This is a genomic window from Yeosuana marina (assembly GCF_011762485.1).
In the GTDB taxonomy this organism is placed as follows: Bacteria; Bacteroidota; Bacteroidia; order Flavobacteriales; family Flavobacteriaceae; genus Yeosuana; species Yeosuana marina.
The window spans coordinates 288,131-306,827 of sequence record NZ_JAAKGI010000005.1 but is presented as its reverse complement, the minus strand read 5'-3'; the positions used below and the strand labels follow the sequence as shown (position 1 = coordinate 306,827).

Here is an 18,697-nt window from a genome sequence, read left to right as displayed (position 1 = left end):
TGCATATGCAATCTAAAACAAAATTTATTAGTAAATGTCTTATTCTATTAACCTTAGTAATCTCAGTTGTTTCATGCCAAGATAAGTTAGAGTCTAATACTATACTAGTCAGTAATTCGGATGAATTACAAGATGCAATATTCAAGTCTAAAGCGGGTGATAATATAGTAATGTCTAATGGTATTTGGATTGATGTTCAAATTAAGTTTTATGGAAAAGGCACGAAAGAAAAACCAATAGTTTTAAAAGCAGAAACAGCTGGTAAAGTTATGATTGAGGGAGCTTCTGATTTAAAATTGGGAGGAGACTATCTTGAAGTAAAAGATTTGTATTTTAAAAACGGCCATACACCTTCAGAAAGCATTATACGATTTAAGCTAAATAATGATACCATTGCAAATCATAGTAGGGTTACAAATTGTGTTATTGAAGAGTTCACACAACCTAATAGAGAAGTAACAGATCATTGGATTGAGTTTTGGGGACGAAATAACCAATTGGATCATTGTAACATTATAGGTAAATCTAATTTTGGTCCAACGGTTAGGGTGTTTTTAAAGGGGAATGAGCATATTAATAACCACCATCAAATTACAAACAATTATTTTGGACCCAGACCACGTAAAGGTGGACCACATGGCGAAACCATACAAATAGGAGACAGCTATACCTCCATGACACCATCGTACACAAATGTTTCTAATAACTATTTTGAATATTGTAATGGAGAGGTAGAGGTTATTTCAAATAAGTCAAATTTTAATGAATACAGAAATAATATCTTCTTTGAGAGTGAAGGCTCATTGGTTTTACGACATGGAAACTATTGCACCATTGATGGGAATGTTTTTATAGGTAACGACAATTCAGAATTTATTGGAGGTATTCGTGTTATAAATACGGGACATTGGATTACCAACAACTATTTTTATAAATTAAAAGGGAAAGAATTTAGAAGTGCTTTGGCTGTTATGAACGGTATTCCAAAATCACCTTTAAATCGTTATATGCAAGTAACAGATGTCGTTGTTGCTTATAACACCTATATAGATTGTAAATCACCATTTCAGTTTAGTGTAGGAGCTAATATTGATAAAAAAGATGTCTTACCAGCTTCTGAAATTCGTTCAGCAAGACCAGAGCGTATGGTACTTGCTAATAACCTTATTTATAATCATGAAGTTGATAATTATCCCATAGTGGCTTATGATAAAGTGGATGGTGTAACATTTAAAAAGAATATTTTTAATAGTGAAAATAAAAGTGAAGTTTCAAATGATGGAATTATTCAAAGAGATTTTGAAGTGAATAAACTATCAGATTACTTATACGTACCAACAAAAAACCAAGAGGATGTGTATCAAGGCTTTGATTTTGAAAAAATCTCAACCGATTTTTTTGGAGCTGATAGATTAAAACAAAATAGCATTGGTGCCATAACCTTACCAGTAAAAGAAAACCCAATACTAATAAACAAGAAGGTTTACGGAACTGATTGGTTTTCAACAAATGCTCCTCATTACGATTCTAAAAAACTTGAAGTTGCTACAAATAAAGAATTAGTTGATAAATTAAAAAACGCACATTCTGGTGATATTTTATCTTTAAAATCAGGGGTTTATGAGATGGATGCTTCTTTGGTGATTGATAAAAACATCACCATTACATCAGCGGATAAAAAGAATAAAGCAGAATTACAATTTACAGGTGAGAAAGCTGCGTTTAAAATGCATCCTAAAGGTGTTTTAAATTTAGAGAGCGTTAATTTAAAAGGTGATAAAACACAAGATGCCTTCACCACTTTAGATAAAAACATGTCCAAAGCTTATGATTTATTTCTAAAAAATTCAGAAATATCAAATTTTAAAAGTGTCATAAAAGTTTATAAAGCATCGTTTGCTGATACTATATCAGTAGATAATTGTGTTATTAAAAATTGTTTAAGAGGTATAGAACTAAACAAAGAAACAGATGCAAAAGGAGATTATAATGCTGAGTTTGTATATATTATGAACTCCCAGTTTGATAATATTCAGTCAACAGTTTTAGATTACTATCGTGGCGGTTATGATGAGTCAACCATTGGCGGAAATCTTGTACTTCAACATAACACCTTTACAAATTGTAGTAAAGCGGATAAAAGTGGAATTTTAATTCAGAATCACGGTATTGTAAATGTAGATTTTTCAAACAACATCTTTAAAAATAACCCTGTAAAAACCGTTGCTATTTTGTGGGGAGAAAAAGGACAAAAGCCTGTTAATAATACAGTTGTAAATTCAGGCGACATCAAAATAGAGCAAAATCTGAAACAAAAGTTGATGTACTAGACGAATCTTATGAGATATTTTAAAACATTTTTTATTGGACTTTTTTTGGTATCAGTAATGGGGTCTGCACAGAGCATTTCTTCAAACCAAATAATTCCAATCGACAGCCTTGTTAATTATTTAAAACCCGAAGTTAAAGAAGCATTAAGTAAAGATGGTGTTGTCACCGAAGCTATTTTAGCACAATACTTCCGAGATAAATTTGCTGAACGTTATTTTTATGATTGGAATAATTTTGATTCTCGATTTAATAATTACAATAGTATTTATGGAGGTGTTGAAAAAAAACATACTGAAAATGCTCAAGACCATCTGTCAAAATTTTCTGGAGCAACCAAATGGAAATTACCATTTAATTATTTAAATGGTGAGCCGGTAAATGCTTATGCATTAAGACATTTGGCTCGCCAGCATAAAATAGTAGATATTGCTTTTTACTATTATTATCAAGACAAAAATCCTAGATATATTGATTATTTTAAAAATCAATTACAGTCTTTAAACACAGCTCTAAAATCAGGAGATTATGAAAAAATAGAGGACGGCAATGGTGTTTATGAAGTATTTCGTTCTGGCTATCGAATATTGAATTGGCTGCAAATCCACAATATGTTTTTAGGACAAACATCCTATACAGATAAAGATCAGTTAAAAACAATTGCAACCTTACTGCAACATGGATCTCATTTGTGTAAGAATAATCCAACGTTTGAACCTGGAAATCATCAAACGAGAGGTATGTCTGCGTTGGCTATGATTTCAATTCTTTTTAGGGATTTTGAAGGTACAGATGTTTGGTACGAGCATGCTATGTCTTTGTTAGAAAAGCATATGTCAAATGAAATTAATGATGATGGTTTTCAGTTTGAAAGAACGGTTCATTACCATATGAGCGATATCGGTAATTACTTTTATGTTTATCAGCTTGCAAAAATTAGTAAACTAGAAGTAAAACCTTTTTGGAAGGACAAACTAAAATCGCTTTTTGTTACGCTTACTAAAATTGCATATCCCGATAAATCAGCACCAGTATTATCTGATGATACAGATGAGCCTTGGGCAGAAAAGAATGATATCTCCGGAGCTTTAACCTTAGGTTATTTGCTGTTTGAATCTCCAAAAATGGGATATTTTGCTAATGATCATGTTGAATCAAAGATGTTTTGGTATGTTACTGATGCACAATTAAAAATGTTGAGTAATATTGAATTGAAGTTTCCAACATTGAAAGAGGCTGAATTTCCTCAAACAGGCTATTATATTATGCGTGAAGGTTGGAATCCCGATGATAAAATGATGATTATTTCTGCTGGTTTGGATGACAAAAAACCTGATCATCAGCATGGCGATATGTTAGGTGTTCAAGCCATGGCAAATGGAAAAGTTATTTTGCCAAACTATCAGGTTAGATATTCCTTAAGCGATTATGAGTTTTTTAAAAATTCAATGGTAAAAAATGTCGCATTGGTAGATGATGAACTCCAAGGGAAACAATATACCTCTAATAAAGGGGGGAGTGGTTTTGGAAAATTTTTAGAATTGCCGCACCCAAAGATCATTACTTGGAAAACCGACAAGGATATGGATGTATTTATAGGTAGCCATGATGGATTTAAAAATAGTGGTGTAAATTATAGTAGACAAGTAATTTATTTAAAAGATGATTTTTGGATTGTGAAAGACAACTTTTCATCCAATAAAACTCACGATTATAAACAAGTTTGGCAAGGACATTACACTTTTGATGAATCACCAAATTTAATACGTTCCACATTTGATAATGCTTCAGGATTAGATATTTACCAAATTAATGAAGCAGATTTCGTTAAGTCGTACGGCAAAAGAGGTAAACAATGGTCGGTTACCTCAAAAAAGAATCAAACCAACTTTAGTTTTATTACAGTATTATATCCTTATAAAGGTTATTCCAATAGAATTGATGAGAAGGATAAAAGACCTAAATTCAAAGGTTGGAAATTAAATAATACTGAGTGGAAAATTGGAGGAGACAACCCAATTTCGTTAACCAAAAACAACAAGTCTTTATTTTTTTCTGTGAACACATTGAATTTAAACAATGTAAAAATAGAACTACCCAAAAAAGCTGATATATTTTTAAAAGAAGAAAATAATGAATTAATTATTCAATTAATAAGTGACGAAGCAGTGCTTATTGATATATCGAATACAAAAGGACATACAAAGCAAGAGCTTACTCCGGGTGAAGTTGTTAAATATCAATTATAGGATAGGCTAATGCGCCATAATTTTGAGGAAAACTACTCTTATCGAACTTGTTAAAATCTGATATACAAGATACTATCGTTAAATTTTAAGGTTTCTTTTGTTTAATGAGTAATTATACATATATTTGGTAAACCAATCTGGTAAACCAATTTTAATATGTTTATAAAATTAAATAAACTATATATATTCAACTTTTTTAAAGTGTTCTTTTTAGGGTTTGCTTTTCTTGTTGTTTTAGGTTGCGGCGGAACTGAAGATCCTACCGTTCCATATTACGATCCAAACGGTTCGAACATTCCTAATATGCCTGACACGCCAAATTCAAACGATAATATGCCTCAATATGCCAACATTGATTTTTCACACTGGAAAGTAACATTACCAGTAGATGAAGATAATAATGGTGGTCCAGATGAATATCAACCATCTGTTCTTATAAATAATGCCTATAGAACGTTAGAGGCCGTTAAACCTTTTATGTATGATGATACTACAGACGGATCTATTGTTTTTTATACCTATCCAGATGTTTCAACCAATAACAGTAGCTATTCGAGAACCGAATTAAGAGAACTCATTAATCCTAACAATTCAAAAGAAAATTGGACGCTTTTTGAGGGTGGTATTATATCGGGAAAACTAAAAATGGTTGAGGTTTCTAAAAATACAGATGGTAGTAGTTATGATTATCCTAAAGTCATTGTAATGCAAATACACGGGATTATTTCTAAAGAAGACATGGCTGCACATAGTTTTTCTTCAAATAACGGACCGCCGTTATTAAAAATGACATGGATAGACGGAGACCTTTGGGCTTATAAAAAATCTTTAGTAAATGAAAATACAGAAGGAGATGCCTTGTTGGATGTATCTAGTGACACATGGTCTGATATTAAACATAATATGGGATATGTGGGATATGATGCGTTTGATTTGAAAATTGTTGCTTCTGATGGGAAATTAGAAATCACATTAAATGAAGATAATCCATTTACATTTCAAGATGTAAGTCTTGATAAATGGCCTTTTGAAAATTATTTTAAAGCAGGAAATTATTTGGGATCAACTCAGCCAGATGCCTTTGCTAAAGTTAAATATTATGAGTTGACAGTAGTACATTAAACAATAGGGATACTAAATTGGGATTTTTAAACATTTATTTATTATTAATTTTCAAAAGTTTTAATCAATCAATTTTAACATTAAATAATGAAAATAAAATTACCAGTAAAGAGCGGAGTAATTAAAAACAAGATTAGTAATAATATTTAAAAATTAATGATGAAAATAAGACATGCTCCATCACTTAAAATTTTAACAATAATCTTATTAATTGCAATGTTTTCTTGTGAAGAAACTACTAACAAAACTAAAGTTTTAGCAGAGTCTACGATTCAAGGACATCCAAATTTAGTTTTAACAAAAGCAGGTGTTCAAGAAATTAAATCGCATTTAGGAAAACTTCCTTTGTTTGATAAATCATTGGCAGAAACAAAAGCAGAAGTGGATGCCGAAATTTTAAATGGCATTGAGGTGCCCATTCCAAAAGATTATTCTGGAGGCTACACCCACGAACGCCATAAAAGGAATTTTATCATCATGCAAAAAGCTGGTGTTTTGTTTCAAATTCTAGGTGATGTAAAATACGCACGGTACATTAAGGATATGCTATTTGCCTATGCCAAAATGTATCCTACATTACCTCTACATCCACAAACCAGATCGTATGCCAGAGGGAAATTGTTTTGGCAATGCTTAAACGATGCCAACTGGTTAGTTTATACAAGTCAGGCTTATGATTGTATTTATGATTGGCTTTCAAAAGAGGATAGAGACTTTTTAGAGAAGGATTTATTTAAACCATTCGCAGATTTTATCTCTATTGGAAATCCTCAATTTTTTAATCGTATTCACAACCATAGTACTTGGGGAAATGCTGCTGTAGGTATGATTGCTTTAGTGATGGATGATGATAGTTTGTTAAATCGAGCACTATATGGCATAAATGATGATCATTTAAAAGAAGGCATGAAAGATAATGATGGCGGACTTATAAAGGTTAAAGGGCAAAAGGCAGGGTTTTTAGCAAATCTAGAAGAGCCTTTTTCACCAGATGGCTATTTTACTGAAGGACCTTATTACCAACGTTATGCCATGTATCCATTTTTGATTTTAGCAGAAGCACTTCAAAACAAAAAACCAGAATTAAAGATTTTCGAATATAAAGATAGTGTGCTTGTAAAATCAGTTAATGCGTTAATTAACTTAACAGATGAAGATGGTGATTTTTTCCCAATTAATGATGCGCAAAAAGGGATGTCGTATTATTCAAGAGAATTAGTTACAGCGGTTGATATTGCTTATCATTTTGGCAGTCAAGACCCAGAACTTTTAAGCATAGCCAAAAAACAAGACAAAGTGGTTTTAGATGATACAGGGATGTCTGTTGCTTTGGGTGTTAAAGAAGGCAAAGAAAAACCATTTGTAAAAACGTCAATTAATTTATCAGATGGTCCAAATGGAGACCAAGGAGGTGTCGGTATTTTACGGAATAGTAATTTTGAACTTGTTTTAAAATATACAGGGCAAGGCTCTAGCCACGGGCATTACGATAAATTGTCTTTTTCGTATTATGAAGGAGGTCATGAAGTAATTCAAGATTACGGTATGGGACGTTTTGTAAACATCCAACAAAAAGGAGGTGGTAATTATTTAAAAGAAAACACCACTTGGGCGAAACAAACGATAGCCCACAATACCATTGTTCAAAACGAAACATCACACTTTCATGGTGATTTTGAAACTGGTAGTTTACATCATTCAGAAAAATATTTGTTTGATGCTTCCAATCCAAATTTACAAATTATAAGTGCAGTAGAAAACAATGCGTATCCAGGGACAGAAATGCACAGAACCATGGCGCTTATTAAAGATAATGATTTTGAAAACCCCTATTTGTTGGATATTATTAAAATTAATTCTAAATCCAAAAACCAATACGATTTACCGTATTATTATTTAGGACAAATTATATCAACCAATTTTAAATATACCAAATCAGATGAGTTAAAGTCGTTAGGTTCTAAAAACGGTTATCAGCATTTATGGAAGGAAGGTGAAGGCAAATCAGATAGCGGTACTGCTAAATTGTCTTGGTTTAACAAACAGCGATTTTATTCATTGACATCGGTTGTTTCCAATGACGATGACTTACTGTTTACTAGAATTGGAGCCCACGATCCTGATTTTAATCTTAGAAATGACCCTGGTTTTATAATCAGAAAAAAGAATTCAAAAAACACTTTTTTTGTGTCTTTATTGGAATCGCACGGGCATTACGATCCTATTAATGAAATAGCAACCAATGCATTTAGTAACATTAAAAGCTTGAAAATTGCTTATAGTGACGATGATTATTTTGCGATAAGTATTGAAACAGTAAATGATGAAAAAAAGCTGTTTTTGTTTTCATTCAAGAATAACTCAAAAACCAGTAAACACACCATTAAGATAAACGATAGAGCCTATAAATGGATAGGAGCTTATAAATTAACAGAAATAAATAAATAAAAAATTATGAACCTTCCATAACGAGAACTTGATACTCAAGGGAATGATTATATGGAAGCAACATATGACCTTTAAAAAAAACAATAAATATAAACATATGAAACGATTTAGTGAAAAGTACATTATCACAAAAGACATGGAATGGGAAGAGCTTGGTGGAGGAGTATCAAGAAAGTTCTTAGGTTATGATAATCAAATCATGATGGTAAAAGTAAAATTTGAGAAAGGAGCATTAGGTGCCCCACATCAACATTTTCATACACAAGCTACCTATTGTGTTTCAGGTAAATTTGAATTTGAAATTAATGGAGAAAAGAAAATTGTAGAAGCAGGAGATGGAGTATATATTGAACCAAATTTATTGCATAGTGCTGTTTGTTTGGAAGAAGGGATGCTAATAGACACATTTAGTCCAGTAAGAGAAGATTTTTTAAGTGGTGGTGGGGTATCTTATTTTGGAGATAAAAAGCCATAAGGAAAAATCTGCTAGCCCAATTCTAGAAGATTTCATGCAGCAATTGAAAATCTAAAATAAAATTTTAACTTTTTTTACGAAATCGTTGGAATTAACAAAATTTTATATATATTTGGTAAACCAATTTGGTAAACCAAACTGGTTTACCAAATATAAAGTTCATTTAAATAAATTTTTATAAAAAAAAAGGACAGGTGCACGCCTATCCTTTTAAACAATTTACTTCTTGTGGAGGGAAGTAAAACTTAATACATGTTATTACTTTATTAAAAACATGTTCTACAAATCTAAAAAAAATAGTTAGAACGCTTGTTATTTAATGAAGTAATAATTTAATCGGTACCATATAATGGTATTATTAGTAAGCTTATTAAACTAAACTTTAAAAAACTAATTATGAATTTAAAAAACAAGCTGATTCTAATGGTAATATTGTTTTTCAATATTACACTATTCGCACAAAATACCAAGTTAACTGGTATAGTAGTGTCTGAAACTGACAATCAACCTATTCCTGGGGTTAATGTCGTAATTAAAAACACCTCAAAAGGAACTACCACAGATTTTGATGGAAAGTATGAAATAGAGGTTAGTAAAGGAGATGTGTTACAATTCTCTTATGTAGGATATGTAACCCAAGTTAGAATTATTGATAACCAAACAACTTTAAATGTTGCGCTGACTGAAGATTTAGCAAAGTTGGATGAAGTTGTTGTTATTGGTTATGGAACTCAAAAGAAAAGTCTTACTACAGGGTCTATATCAAAGGTGGTTAATGATGATTTGGACCAAATAGCTGTGTCTAGGGTAGATGATGCCTTAGTTGGTCAAGTATCAGGGGTTAATATTCAAGCAACTGATGGTGAAGCTGGAGCAGCACCAACCATAACCATTAGAGGGGTAGGTTCTATGGCAGGTGATTCTACACCATTAATAGTTGTAGATGGCGTTATTGTAGATTCAGATTTTTTAGGCTCATTAAATATGAACGATGTAGCTTCTTTTGAAATTTTAAAAGATGCAGCATCGTCTTCAATTTATGGTTCTAAAGGTGCTAATGGTATTATTATGATAAGTATGAAAGCTGGTTTAGAAGGAAAAGCTAGGATTAGTTATAGTACTTTTACTGGTTACAAAGCAGCACGACATAGTGATGCCTATACCTTTTCTATTGCAGAAACGGCTGCTGCTGAATTAGCAGCAAATGGTGTATTATCCGATAAAACAAAATACAAGCAACTTATTGGAATTGATCGTTCTTGGCAAGATGTAATTTTTGACGGAGGTACTATAACAAGTCACTCATTGTCTCTAAGGGGTGGAAATGATAAAACTAAATATACTACAAGTCTTAACTACTCAAATGATGAGGGGGTTTTACTAACCGATAACTTTAAGAAATATGGAATGAGACTTAAATTAGACACTAAATTAAATGATAAATTTAAAGCAGGTGTTAGTTTTAATCCCTCATACACTAATAGAAGACGTTTTGATGGATCTACTCATGATATTTTAAGACAAACAAACTGGTTGCCAGTTTATCATGATGCAAATACTATTCGATTTGTTGACAGAAATCTTTATCCAGATGTTCAAATAGGAGATTATGCTACACAACGTCAGTTTGATAATTACGATTTATATGGAGATGGAAGTACATTGGTAGATATAAGTAACACATCAAATACCAATCCTGCAGCAAAAGTTTTAGAGCGTGAGCGTTACGACAAAAAATTCAAAATTTTTGGTAGTGCTTACATAGATTATAATATCGCTAAAGCATTAAGTTTTAGGACGACTTTATCTGGCTCTTATCAAGACACTAAAAGAACAAGATGGCAAGGTATTTTGGCAAGTAGAAATGGAACAGCTGCGGCTCAAATGGATGAAATTTCGCAGAGAGAAATTTATTTAATTTCAGATAACTTCTTTAATTATAATACAGTTATTGGTAAGCACGACATAGGTGCTACTTTAGGAGTTGTATTTGAAACCAGAGATAGTTTTAATTCAAGTATTACAGGAACAGGTTATACGTCTGATGCTGTTAAACAAATTACTAATGCTGCGTTAATATCTAATGCTGATGCTTTTGAATGGCAAAAAAGAGGAATTTCTTATGTGTCTAGATTTAACTATGCGTATGATAATAAATATTTACTTTCTCTTAGTATGAGACGTGATGGAAGTTCAATATTTGGTTCAGATTATAAATATGGTAACTTCCCTGCAGCTTCTATTGGTTGGAATGTTGCTAATGAAGAATTTTTACAAGACAGCAATATTATAAGTAATTTAAAACTTAGAGCGAGTTATGGTGTAACAGGTAACGACCGTTTAAATACAGGTAGTGTAGACCCAGATGTAAGCACCAGTGATAGCAGTTTAAGTACTGGTAACATATTAGTAGATTATTATCCTTATTTAGCTTTACTAAGTGCTGTAACAGCTAGTATAGACGGAAGTATTTCATCAGGATTTACCCCTTTGAATATAGCTAACCCTGAATTAAAATGGGAGCGATTAGTTGAAGTAAACCCTGGTATTGATTTTGGATTATTTAATAATCGTATTACGGGTTCTGTTGATTGGTACCAAAGAACAAGCGATCAATTACTTTTAAACAATCCAATTTCCTATTCAACAGGGTTTGAAAGTGCTTTAGTGAATTTAGGAGAAGTTAAGAATGAAGGTTTTGAGTTTGAATTAAGAACTAGAAATATAAATTCAGAAAACTTTAGTTGGAAATCTACTATTATAGCTACAACTAATAAAAACACATTAGTGGATTTCGCAGATTCTAACGGACAAATAACCAATGTTGATGAAAAAAGAGCGGCAGAATGGATTAACTTAGAAGGTAAGCCAATATCTACCTTTTACGGCTGGGTTGTAGATAGAGATATTCCATTAGAATATATAAATAACCCCTACCATCCAGTAGGAGCGCAAGCGCAAGATGTTTATGTTAAAGATTTAAATGGAGATGGTATTATAGATGATGAGGATAAAGCGCCATTAGGAGATCCATACCCGAATTTAGTTTGGAGTTTTTCAAATGAATTTACAATAGGTCAAGTAGATTTTAGCTTTATGTTCCAAGGAAGCCACGGTGCTGAGATTAGAAACATGGGAGACCAATACCTTTTTAATCAATTTGGAAGTGCACAAGATTTTAATCCTGCAACTACACCAGATCAACAATTTATAAAAGAGAAAATCTTTACAGATGATATTATTCAAGATGCATCATACATTGCATTACGTAACGTAAATATTGGGTATAATTTTTCAAAAGATTTCTTATCTAAATATGATATTACTGGATTAAGAATTTATGCAACAGGTCAAAACTTAATGTATAAAACAGCAAGCGATTACACAGGATTTAATCCGGAATCTATAGATAGAACAAGCCCAACAAATTATGGTTACCAAAGAGCAGGTTCACCAATTTTTAGAACCATCTCTATTGGGTTAAACTTAGATTTTTAATAAGACACATTTAACAAAATATATATTATGAAAGAATTAAAATTTATAATCTTACTAGTAATGGGAAGTATGGTTACTTCTTGTGGTAGTGATTTTTTAGAGCCAGCACCTAGCTCTGGTATAACTTCAGCAACCTATTATAAAGATGCGTCAGAAGTAGAAACTGCACTTATTGCAGTTTACGACGGTATTCAGGGAACCAACAGTACTAGTACAGATGATTTACATGCGATACAATATGAGTTTTATTTAACAGAAATGAGAAGTGATAACACCAGAACAAAGAGTGGAGAAGGTGAAGCAGCTCAGTTTGAGCAATACAGAGTACAAGCTACAAATGGTATTGTTGCCAATTATTATGGAAGTTTTTTTAACGTTATTTTAAGAGCAAATACAGTATTAGGTAATTTAGATGTTGTAGATGATGCTAATACTGCAGCATCCTTTGAGGCCGAAGCTAAATTTTTAAGAGCCTATGCATACTTTAATTTGGTAAGATTATTTGGAGATATTCCTTTAATAGATAGGGTTGTTACGCCATCAGAAAAAGAGATGCAATTTACAAGAGTTTCAAAATCTTCAATTTATGAATTAATTGAAAGTGACTTACAAACTGCTATTTCTGGTTTAGATAACACCTACAAAACAAGAGCCTCAAAAGCTGCGGCACAGGCGCTTTTGGCTAAAGTTTATTTAACAGAGAATAAAAACTATGCACAAGCACAACTTCTTTGTGAAGATGTTATGGATAGTGGATTTGGTTTAATGGATAATTTTTATGATGTGTTTTACACTGAGAGAAATAAAGAAATTATTTTTGCTATTGGTTTTGAAACAGGATTAAGTAGTGACAGCCAGAATTTTTCTGCAGAATTTCTTAATGGAGTTGGTAGAACCGTTGGCGTAAATTATGTAACTAATGATGCTGTAAATGCTTTAGATGCCTATGGTGGAGACAGAACACAATATTCTTACAGACAAGATCGTCTTCAATCTACACAAAATCAAAACATCAAATATTTACCAGACGGGAATGATGGAGGAGCTGATGGAAAAACATTTGTGGGTGATGCTAGATTAGCTGGTAACGATTGGATTGTTTTACGTTATGCCGATGTGTTATTGATGCATGTTGAGGCTATCATGGCAGGAGCACCTGAAACATCAAGTACTAGTGCATTAACCTCATTTAATAAGGTTAGAAATCGTGCTGGTTTAGCAGATGATGAAGATGGTACAATTACCGTAGACGAATTATTATTAGAAAGACGTGTAGAGTTAGCCTTTGAAAATCAAAGACTTTTCGACTTAATTCGTTTGGGTAAAGCAGAATCTGTATTATCTGCATTTTCAAGTGCTAATGGATATGGCTATACATCTTCAGATTTATTATTACCTATTCCTCAAAGAGAAATAAACTTAAGCCAAGGTTTAATGAGTCAAAATCCAGGTTATTAATAATACATTAATTCTAATTTTAAAAAGAAGAAAACATGAAAAAAATAAACAGATTACAAAAGCGTTTGGTACTACCTATGTTGACCATTATGGGTTTATTGGCAGTATCATTATCGTCTTGCGATCCTTCTATAGAGTCTTTGGCATATGATTTACCAGATGCAAACTCTAAAGCAGATTTAACACCTCCTGCAGCAAGTTTTTCGGCTGCTGTTACATCGGATTATTTAACATATACTTTTGGTAATTCATCTACCAGTGCAACAGATTATGTTTGGGATTATGGTGATGGCAATAGTTCAACTGGTGTAGATGGAGAAAACACATATCCCGGTGAAGGGACATATACAGTAACACTAACAGCTTCAGATAAATTAGGTGTAACAAGTACATTTTCATTGGATATAGAAGTTGTAGAGCCGCCAACACCAGCTGCTATAACTCCTGAAATATTGCACGGAGATTTTGATACAAGTACAAATGGTAGTACTTGGGATGATTGGAAATTTGCAAGTTTTTCTGATGGAACTACTACAAATCCGTATAACGCTAGTTCTGACGGAAGTCCTTTAAATTATGACGGTTCAGATTCAGGTTCATCAAAAACACCTGGCGCAAAATGGACAGGTTCAACTTCAGCAGGTCCATCCTTAAGCACTTCAACTAGATATGCTTATCAAGCTATAACTGTTACTCCAAATACTGAGTATTTTATTGAGTATGAATATGCTATAAAAACAGATGTAGCAGACATTGATGGTGGAGACCGCGTAATAGTTGAAATTTTAGATGGTTGGTTTGATGATGGTGTTGATGCTGTGGCTAGTTCTAACGCTGGTCCTTTAGTTCAAGCTGTTGGAGCTACCGCTAATGGAAAAGGTAATTTTGAAAAGCTTACAACAACATTTACGTCAAACGCAACTGGCCAAGTTTCCATATTGATTTATGCTATAACTAATGATGAGTTGTATGTTGATAATGTTAAAGTATATCCTGTTGAATAAATACAATAAAATGTACAATTTCCGAAAAAGCTTTATAGTTAGTTTAGTAATAGTTCTTTTTACTGTTAACGCTGTTTGTCAAGAAAAGACAAGTGGCGTTACAGTTTCGGAAAACCAAAAAGTAGAATCAAAAAATAAGAAGAAAAAGAAGAAAAAATATAAATTACCCGATATTGATTTAAGCCATTGGAGTGTTACAACCCCTGAATTAAATAAAAAAGGTAGTGCCACAAGTGTTGAGCCACCGGCCATTTTAAATTATGCCACAGACGAGAGGTTATTACCATATATGTACAATGATTCAACAAGTGGAGCCTTGGTTTTTTATGCGTATCCTAGTGAAGCTACAACCGCAAATACTAAATACTCTAGATCTGAATTACGAGAGCAAATGATATCAGGTGATAACAATGTAAATTGGACTTTTGCACAAGGAGGTAATATGAAAGGAAAGCTTCAAATGGAAGAAGTATCTCGTGGAGCTGATGGCAAGTATCATAAAGTAATCATTATGCAAATTCATGGTAGATTAACAGATGAACAACGCGATTTAATTGGGAAAAAAGACAATAATGCACCTCCGATGCTAAAAATTTATTGGCAAGACGGAAAAATCAGGGTTAAGACCAAAGAACTTAAAAATTTAAATGCAACTGATGAAGAAATGCTTCATGAAGATGCTTGGGGCGATGATAAAGGATTTACTTTTGAGCAGGAAGTTGGCTTTAAAAAGTTTACTTTAGAAGTGAAAGTGTCTGATGGTAAAATGGTAGTAATTTTAAACAATTACGAATATGCTGTTTACGAAAATATACATATAAGGAAGTGGGGCATTTTTGAAAATTATTTTAAAGCGGGTAATTATTTTCAGTCAAGAGACGAAGGATCGTTTGCAAAGGTTAAATATTACGAATTAGAAGTTAAACATTAAATTTAAAGCGTTTTTATCTGATTTTTTAAAAATATTTTAGAAATAATTTCATATACCAAGTATAGTATTAAAGTTTTTATATTTTTATAGAGATAAATGTGGTAAACCAATTTAAGACAGAATGAAATTAGAAATGCTTTCAATAAGTGATAATGAACAATTACTAAATTCAGTAATCAACAAGATTCGAGATTTAATTAATTATAAAAACCTTGAACCGGGTGACAAGTTGCCTTCTGAGAGAATGCTTTCAGAAAAATTTGAAGTTAGTAGAGGTGTTGTTCGTAATGCAATTCAAAAATTAGAATTTTATGGATTGTTAAAATCAATTCCTCAAAGCGGAACGTTTATAGCCAATGTAGGAGCTATAGCAATGAATGGAATTATTGATGATATATTACAATTAGGAAGTCCTGATTTCAAATCATTGGTAGAGACACGAATTTTAATGGAATTAAAATCGGTAAAATTTGCTGCACTAAGAAGAACCGAAGAGGATTTAAAGGTGATGCAGAATGCTCTTGATGCATATTCTAAAAAAGTTTTAAATAATGAAGATGCTGTTCAAGAGGATCTATTATTTCATTTAGCTATTGCAAAGGCTAGTAAAAATAGTACATTAAATACCTTTATGTTGTCTATTACTCCTGAAATTATTACAAATTTCGCTAAATACCACGTATGTGATGATGACATGGCTTTATCGGGAATTAAAGAACATAACGATATTTTTGAAGCAATTAAAAATAAGGACCAGAATGCAGCTAAGGAAAAAATGAAAGTTCATTTTAAAACATTATATCAGTATTGTTATAATATAAAATAAAAGAGAGTAACAATTTTAATATGAAGATGCACGACTTCATATTAAATTAAGAATAATTTGGAGGGAAAAACTTAATACGTTTTATACATAATTGAAGCATTTCTTCACAATTTGACTTGTACAAAGTCATTAAGATATTGCAGTAATTAACGTTTAAGTTTTTATAAATAGAGTCTTTTAATTGATGTGCTAATTTAATTAGTATATACATTTCTAATACTTTAAAGTGCTCATTCATAAAAAATAAAATAATGAAAGTAAAAGGATTAAGGTGGTTTATAATAGGGTTGATATTTTTAGCAACAGTTATTAATTATATTGACAGAAGTGCACTTTCAATTATGTGGGGTAATGAAAATGTTGAAGGTTCAATTTCTAAATCATTAGGATTAACAAAAAACGACTATAGCTTAATATTAAACATATTTATGGTAGCTTATGCCTTAGGACAACTTTTTTCAGGAAAACTATTTGATAAAGTAGGCACCAGAATTGGTTATGTAATAAGTATTGGTGTATGGGGACTATCGTCTTTCATGCACTCAACGGTTAGAGGTTTATTTTCTATCGCCTTTTTTAGAAGTACTTTAGGTTTATCCGAAGCTGGAAATTGGCCAGGAGGAGTTAAAAGTAATGCCGAATGGTTTCCTATAAAAGAACGTGCTATAGCGCAAGGTCTATTTAATGCTGGTGCTTCTATTGGTTCAGTAATTGCACCTCCGTTTATTGCGACATTGTTTGTTGCATTTGGTTGGAGAACTACGTTTATGGTAGTTGGTTCTTTCGGTATTTTATGGATTATTCCATGGTTATTAATTAACAAGGCAGGACCAAGAAAGCATCCATGGATTACAAAAGAAGAACAAGATTATATATCAAGCGGTCAAAGTGTTGCAGATCAAAATGCAACAGAAGAGACGAAAGGTTTAAGTCTTACAGAAATTTTATCCCATAAAGAATCTTGGGCAATAGTTGTAGGCCGATTCTTTTTAGAACCAATTTGGTGGCTATTTGTGGGTTGGATGCCTATATATTTATTTGATGTGTATGGTTTTAATGTAAAAGAAGTAGGAATGTTTGCTTGGGTTCCTTATGTAGGCGCAGCACTTGGTAGTATTTCTGGAGGTTACGTTTCAGGTAAAATAATTTCTAAAACCAATTCAATTAACAAAGGTAGAAAAGTGACTATTTTAATTGGAGGAGTTATTATGTTAGCAGGATTAATTGCAACTGTCTTATTTGCTGATTCTGCAGAAGTATTTGTCTCTATAGTGTTCATTGTATTGTTTGGTTTCCAGTTTGCTATAGGAAATGTACAAACATTACCAAGCGACTTATTTAGTGGAAAATCTGTTGGGTCATTAGCTGGTCTAGGGGGTATGATTGGAGTATTTTCAGTTATCATTATGAACTTTTTAGTGCCAATTATAGCTGAGGTCTCTTATACACCAGTTTTCATAGCCATTGCCATTTTTGTTCCACTAGGAGTTGGAGCTATCTATTTTTTTGCAAAGGATATTAAATCGGTAGAATAGTCTAAAAATTAATAAAATTAAAATTTAAAAATATGAGTAATTTAAAAGAAAAAGTAGCTGTAATTACTGGAGCCACTGGGGGTATTGGTTTTCAAGTAGCTAAAAGACTTGGAAAAGATGGATATACAGTAATATTAAATGGGATAGAGGATGAAGCAGGAGCTGAGAGGGTTAAAGAACTTTCTGCAGAAGGAATCACTGCAGAATATTACGGGTTTGACGTTACAAACGAAGAAGCAGTAACTTCAAATATCAATAAAATTGGAGAAAAATATGGTAAAATTGACTTGCTAGTAAACAATGCTGGAGGATTAGGTGGAAGATCTAGGTTTGAAGAAATGACTACCGAATTTTATAGATTCGTAATGGCATTAAATCTTGACTCAACATTCTTTGCTTCAAGAGCAGCTATACCATTTCTTAAAAAAGGAGAAAACGCTTCAATAATTAATTATACATCAATTGCTGCTTGGAATGCAGGTGGTCCTGGAGCAGGTATATATGGAACATCTAAAGCAGGAGTTCAGGCAATAACAAGAGCATTGGCAAAAGACCTTGCTGAATACGGAATTAGAGTGAACGCTGTTTCTCCTGGTACTATTGATACACCATTCCATGCACAAATTAAAGCTACTAAGCCAGAAGTATTTGCTTCCTGGAAGAATAATATTTTATTAGGAAGACTAGGACAGCCTGAAGATGTAGCATCTGTTGTGTCATTCTTAGCGAGTGATGATGCTGCTTTCTTAACAGCTGAAACTATACAAGTTGGAGGCGGACAAGGATTAGGAATATAGACAAAGTATGTAATTTGAGTTAGTTT

The 18,697-nt window shown here is 32.3% G+C and carries 12 protein-coding genes; all 12 read left to right on the top strand.

All coding sequences use genetic code 11. The features are described 5' to 3' along the window. Positions 1 to 5 precede the first annotated feature (5 nt). The 12 genes from G5V56_RS08520 to G5V56_RS08465 all read left to right on the top strand — a co-directional run bounded on the left by G5V56_RS08520 (position 6) and on the right by G5V56_RS08465 (position 18,671). Complete coding sequence (locus G5V56_RS08520) at positions 6 to 2,330, top strand: chondroitinase-B domain-containing protein (protein WP_166963846.1); 2,325 nt, start codon at positions 6 to 8, stop codon at positions 2,328 to 2,330. A 9-nt stretch (positions 2,331 to 2,339) separates the two neighbouring features. Then, entirely contained in the window at positions 2,340 to 4,577 is a 2,238-nt protein-coding gene (locus G5V56_RS08515) for a heparinase II/III family protein (protein ID WP_166963844.1), read from the top strand. Positions 4,578 to 4,733: 156 nt separating this feature from the next. Beyond that, complete coding sequence (locus G5V56_RS08510; protein ID WP_240911260.1) at positions 4,734 to 5,699, top strand: polysaccharide lyase family 7 protein; 966 nt, start codon at positions 4,734 to 4,736, stop codon at positions 5,697 to 5,699. 159 nt (positions 5,700 to 5,858) lie between these two features. After that, a complete protein-coding gene (locus tag G5V56_RS08505) occupies positions 5,859 to 8,147 on the top strand; it encodes an alginate lyase family protein (RefSeq protein ID WP_455433269.1) in 2,289 nt (762 codons plus the stop codon). Between the two features lie 97 nt (positions 8,148 to 8,244). Next, positions 8,245 to 8,622 carry a cupin domain-containing protein gene (locus G5V56_RS08500; protein ID WP_166963840.1) on the top strand — a complete coding sequence of 126 codons (378 nt, stop codon included), beginning with the start codon at positions 8,245 to 8,247 and terminating at the stop codon, positions 8,620 to 8,622. Positions 8,623 to 9,018: 396 nt separating this feature from the next. Beyond that, positions 9,019 to 12,120 carry a SusC/RagA family TonB-linked outer membrane protein gene (locus G5V56_RS08495; RefSeq protein ID WP_166963838.1) on the top strand — a complete coding sequence of 1,034 codons (3,102 nt, stop codon included), beginning with the start codon at positions 9,019 to 9,021 and terminating at the stop codon, positions 12,118 to 12,120. Positions 12,121 to 12,147: 27 nt separating this feature from the next. After that, positions 12,148 to 13,578 carry a RagB/SusD family nutrient uptake outer membrane protein gene (locus tag G5V56_RS08490; protein WP_166963836.1) on the top strand — a complete coding sequence of 477 codons (1,431 nt, stop codon included), beginning with the start codon at positions 12,148 to 12,150 and terminating at the stop codon, positions 13,576 to 13,578. 35 nt (positions 13,579 to 13,613) lie between these two features. Beyond that, positions 13,614 to 14,582 carry a PKD domain-containing protein gene (locus G5V56_RS08485; protein WP_240911258.1) on the top strand — a complete coding sequence of 323 codons (969 nt, stop codon included), beginning with the start codon at positions 13,614 to 13,616 and terminating at the stop codon, positions 14,580 to 14,582. Positions 14,583 to 14,592: 10 nt separating this feature from the next. Continuing rightward, entirely contained in the window at positions 14,593 to 15,513 is a 921-nt protein-coding gene (locus G5V56_RS08480) for a polysaccharide lyase family 7 protein (protein WP_166963834.1), read from the top strand. A gap of 121 nt (positions 15,514 to 15,634) precedes the next feature. Further along, positions 15,635 to 16,339 (top strand): FadR/GntR family transcriptional regulator, encoded by a 705-nt coding sequence (locus G5V56_RS08475; protein WP_166963832.1) that lies wholly within the window; start codon positions 15,635 to 15,637, stop codon positions 16,337 to 16,339. 251 nt (positions 16,340 to 16,590) lie between these two features. Then, on the top strand, positions 16,591 to 17,874 hold the full coding sequence (locus G5V56_RS08470; RefSeq protein ID WP_166963830.1) for an MFS transporter: 1,284 nt from the start codon (positions 16,591 to 16,593) through the stop codon (positions 17,872 to 17,874). A gap of 32 nt (positions 17,875 to 17,906) precedes the next feature. Next, positions 17,907 to 18,671, top strand: a complete 765-nt coding sequence (locus G5V56_RS08465) for an SDR family NAD(P)-dependent oxidoreductase (protein ID WP_166963826.1) — start codon at positions 17,907 to 17,909, stop codon at positions 18,669 to 18,671. Positions 18,672 to 18,697: the final 26 nt, after the last annotated feature.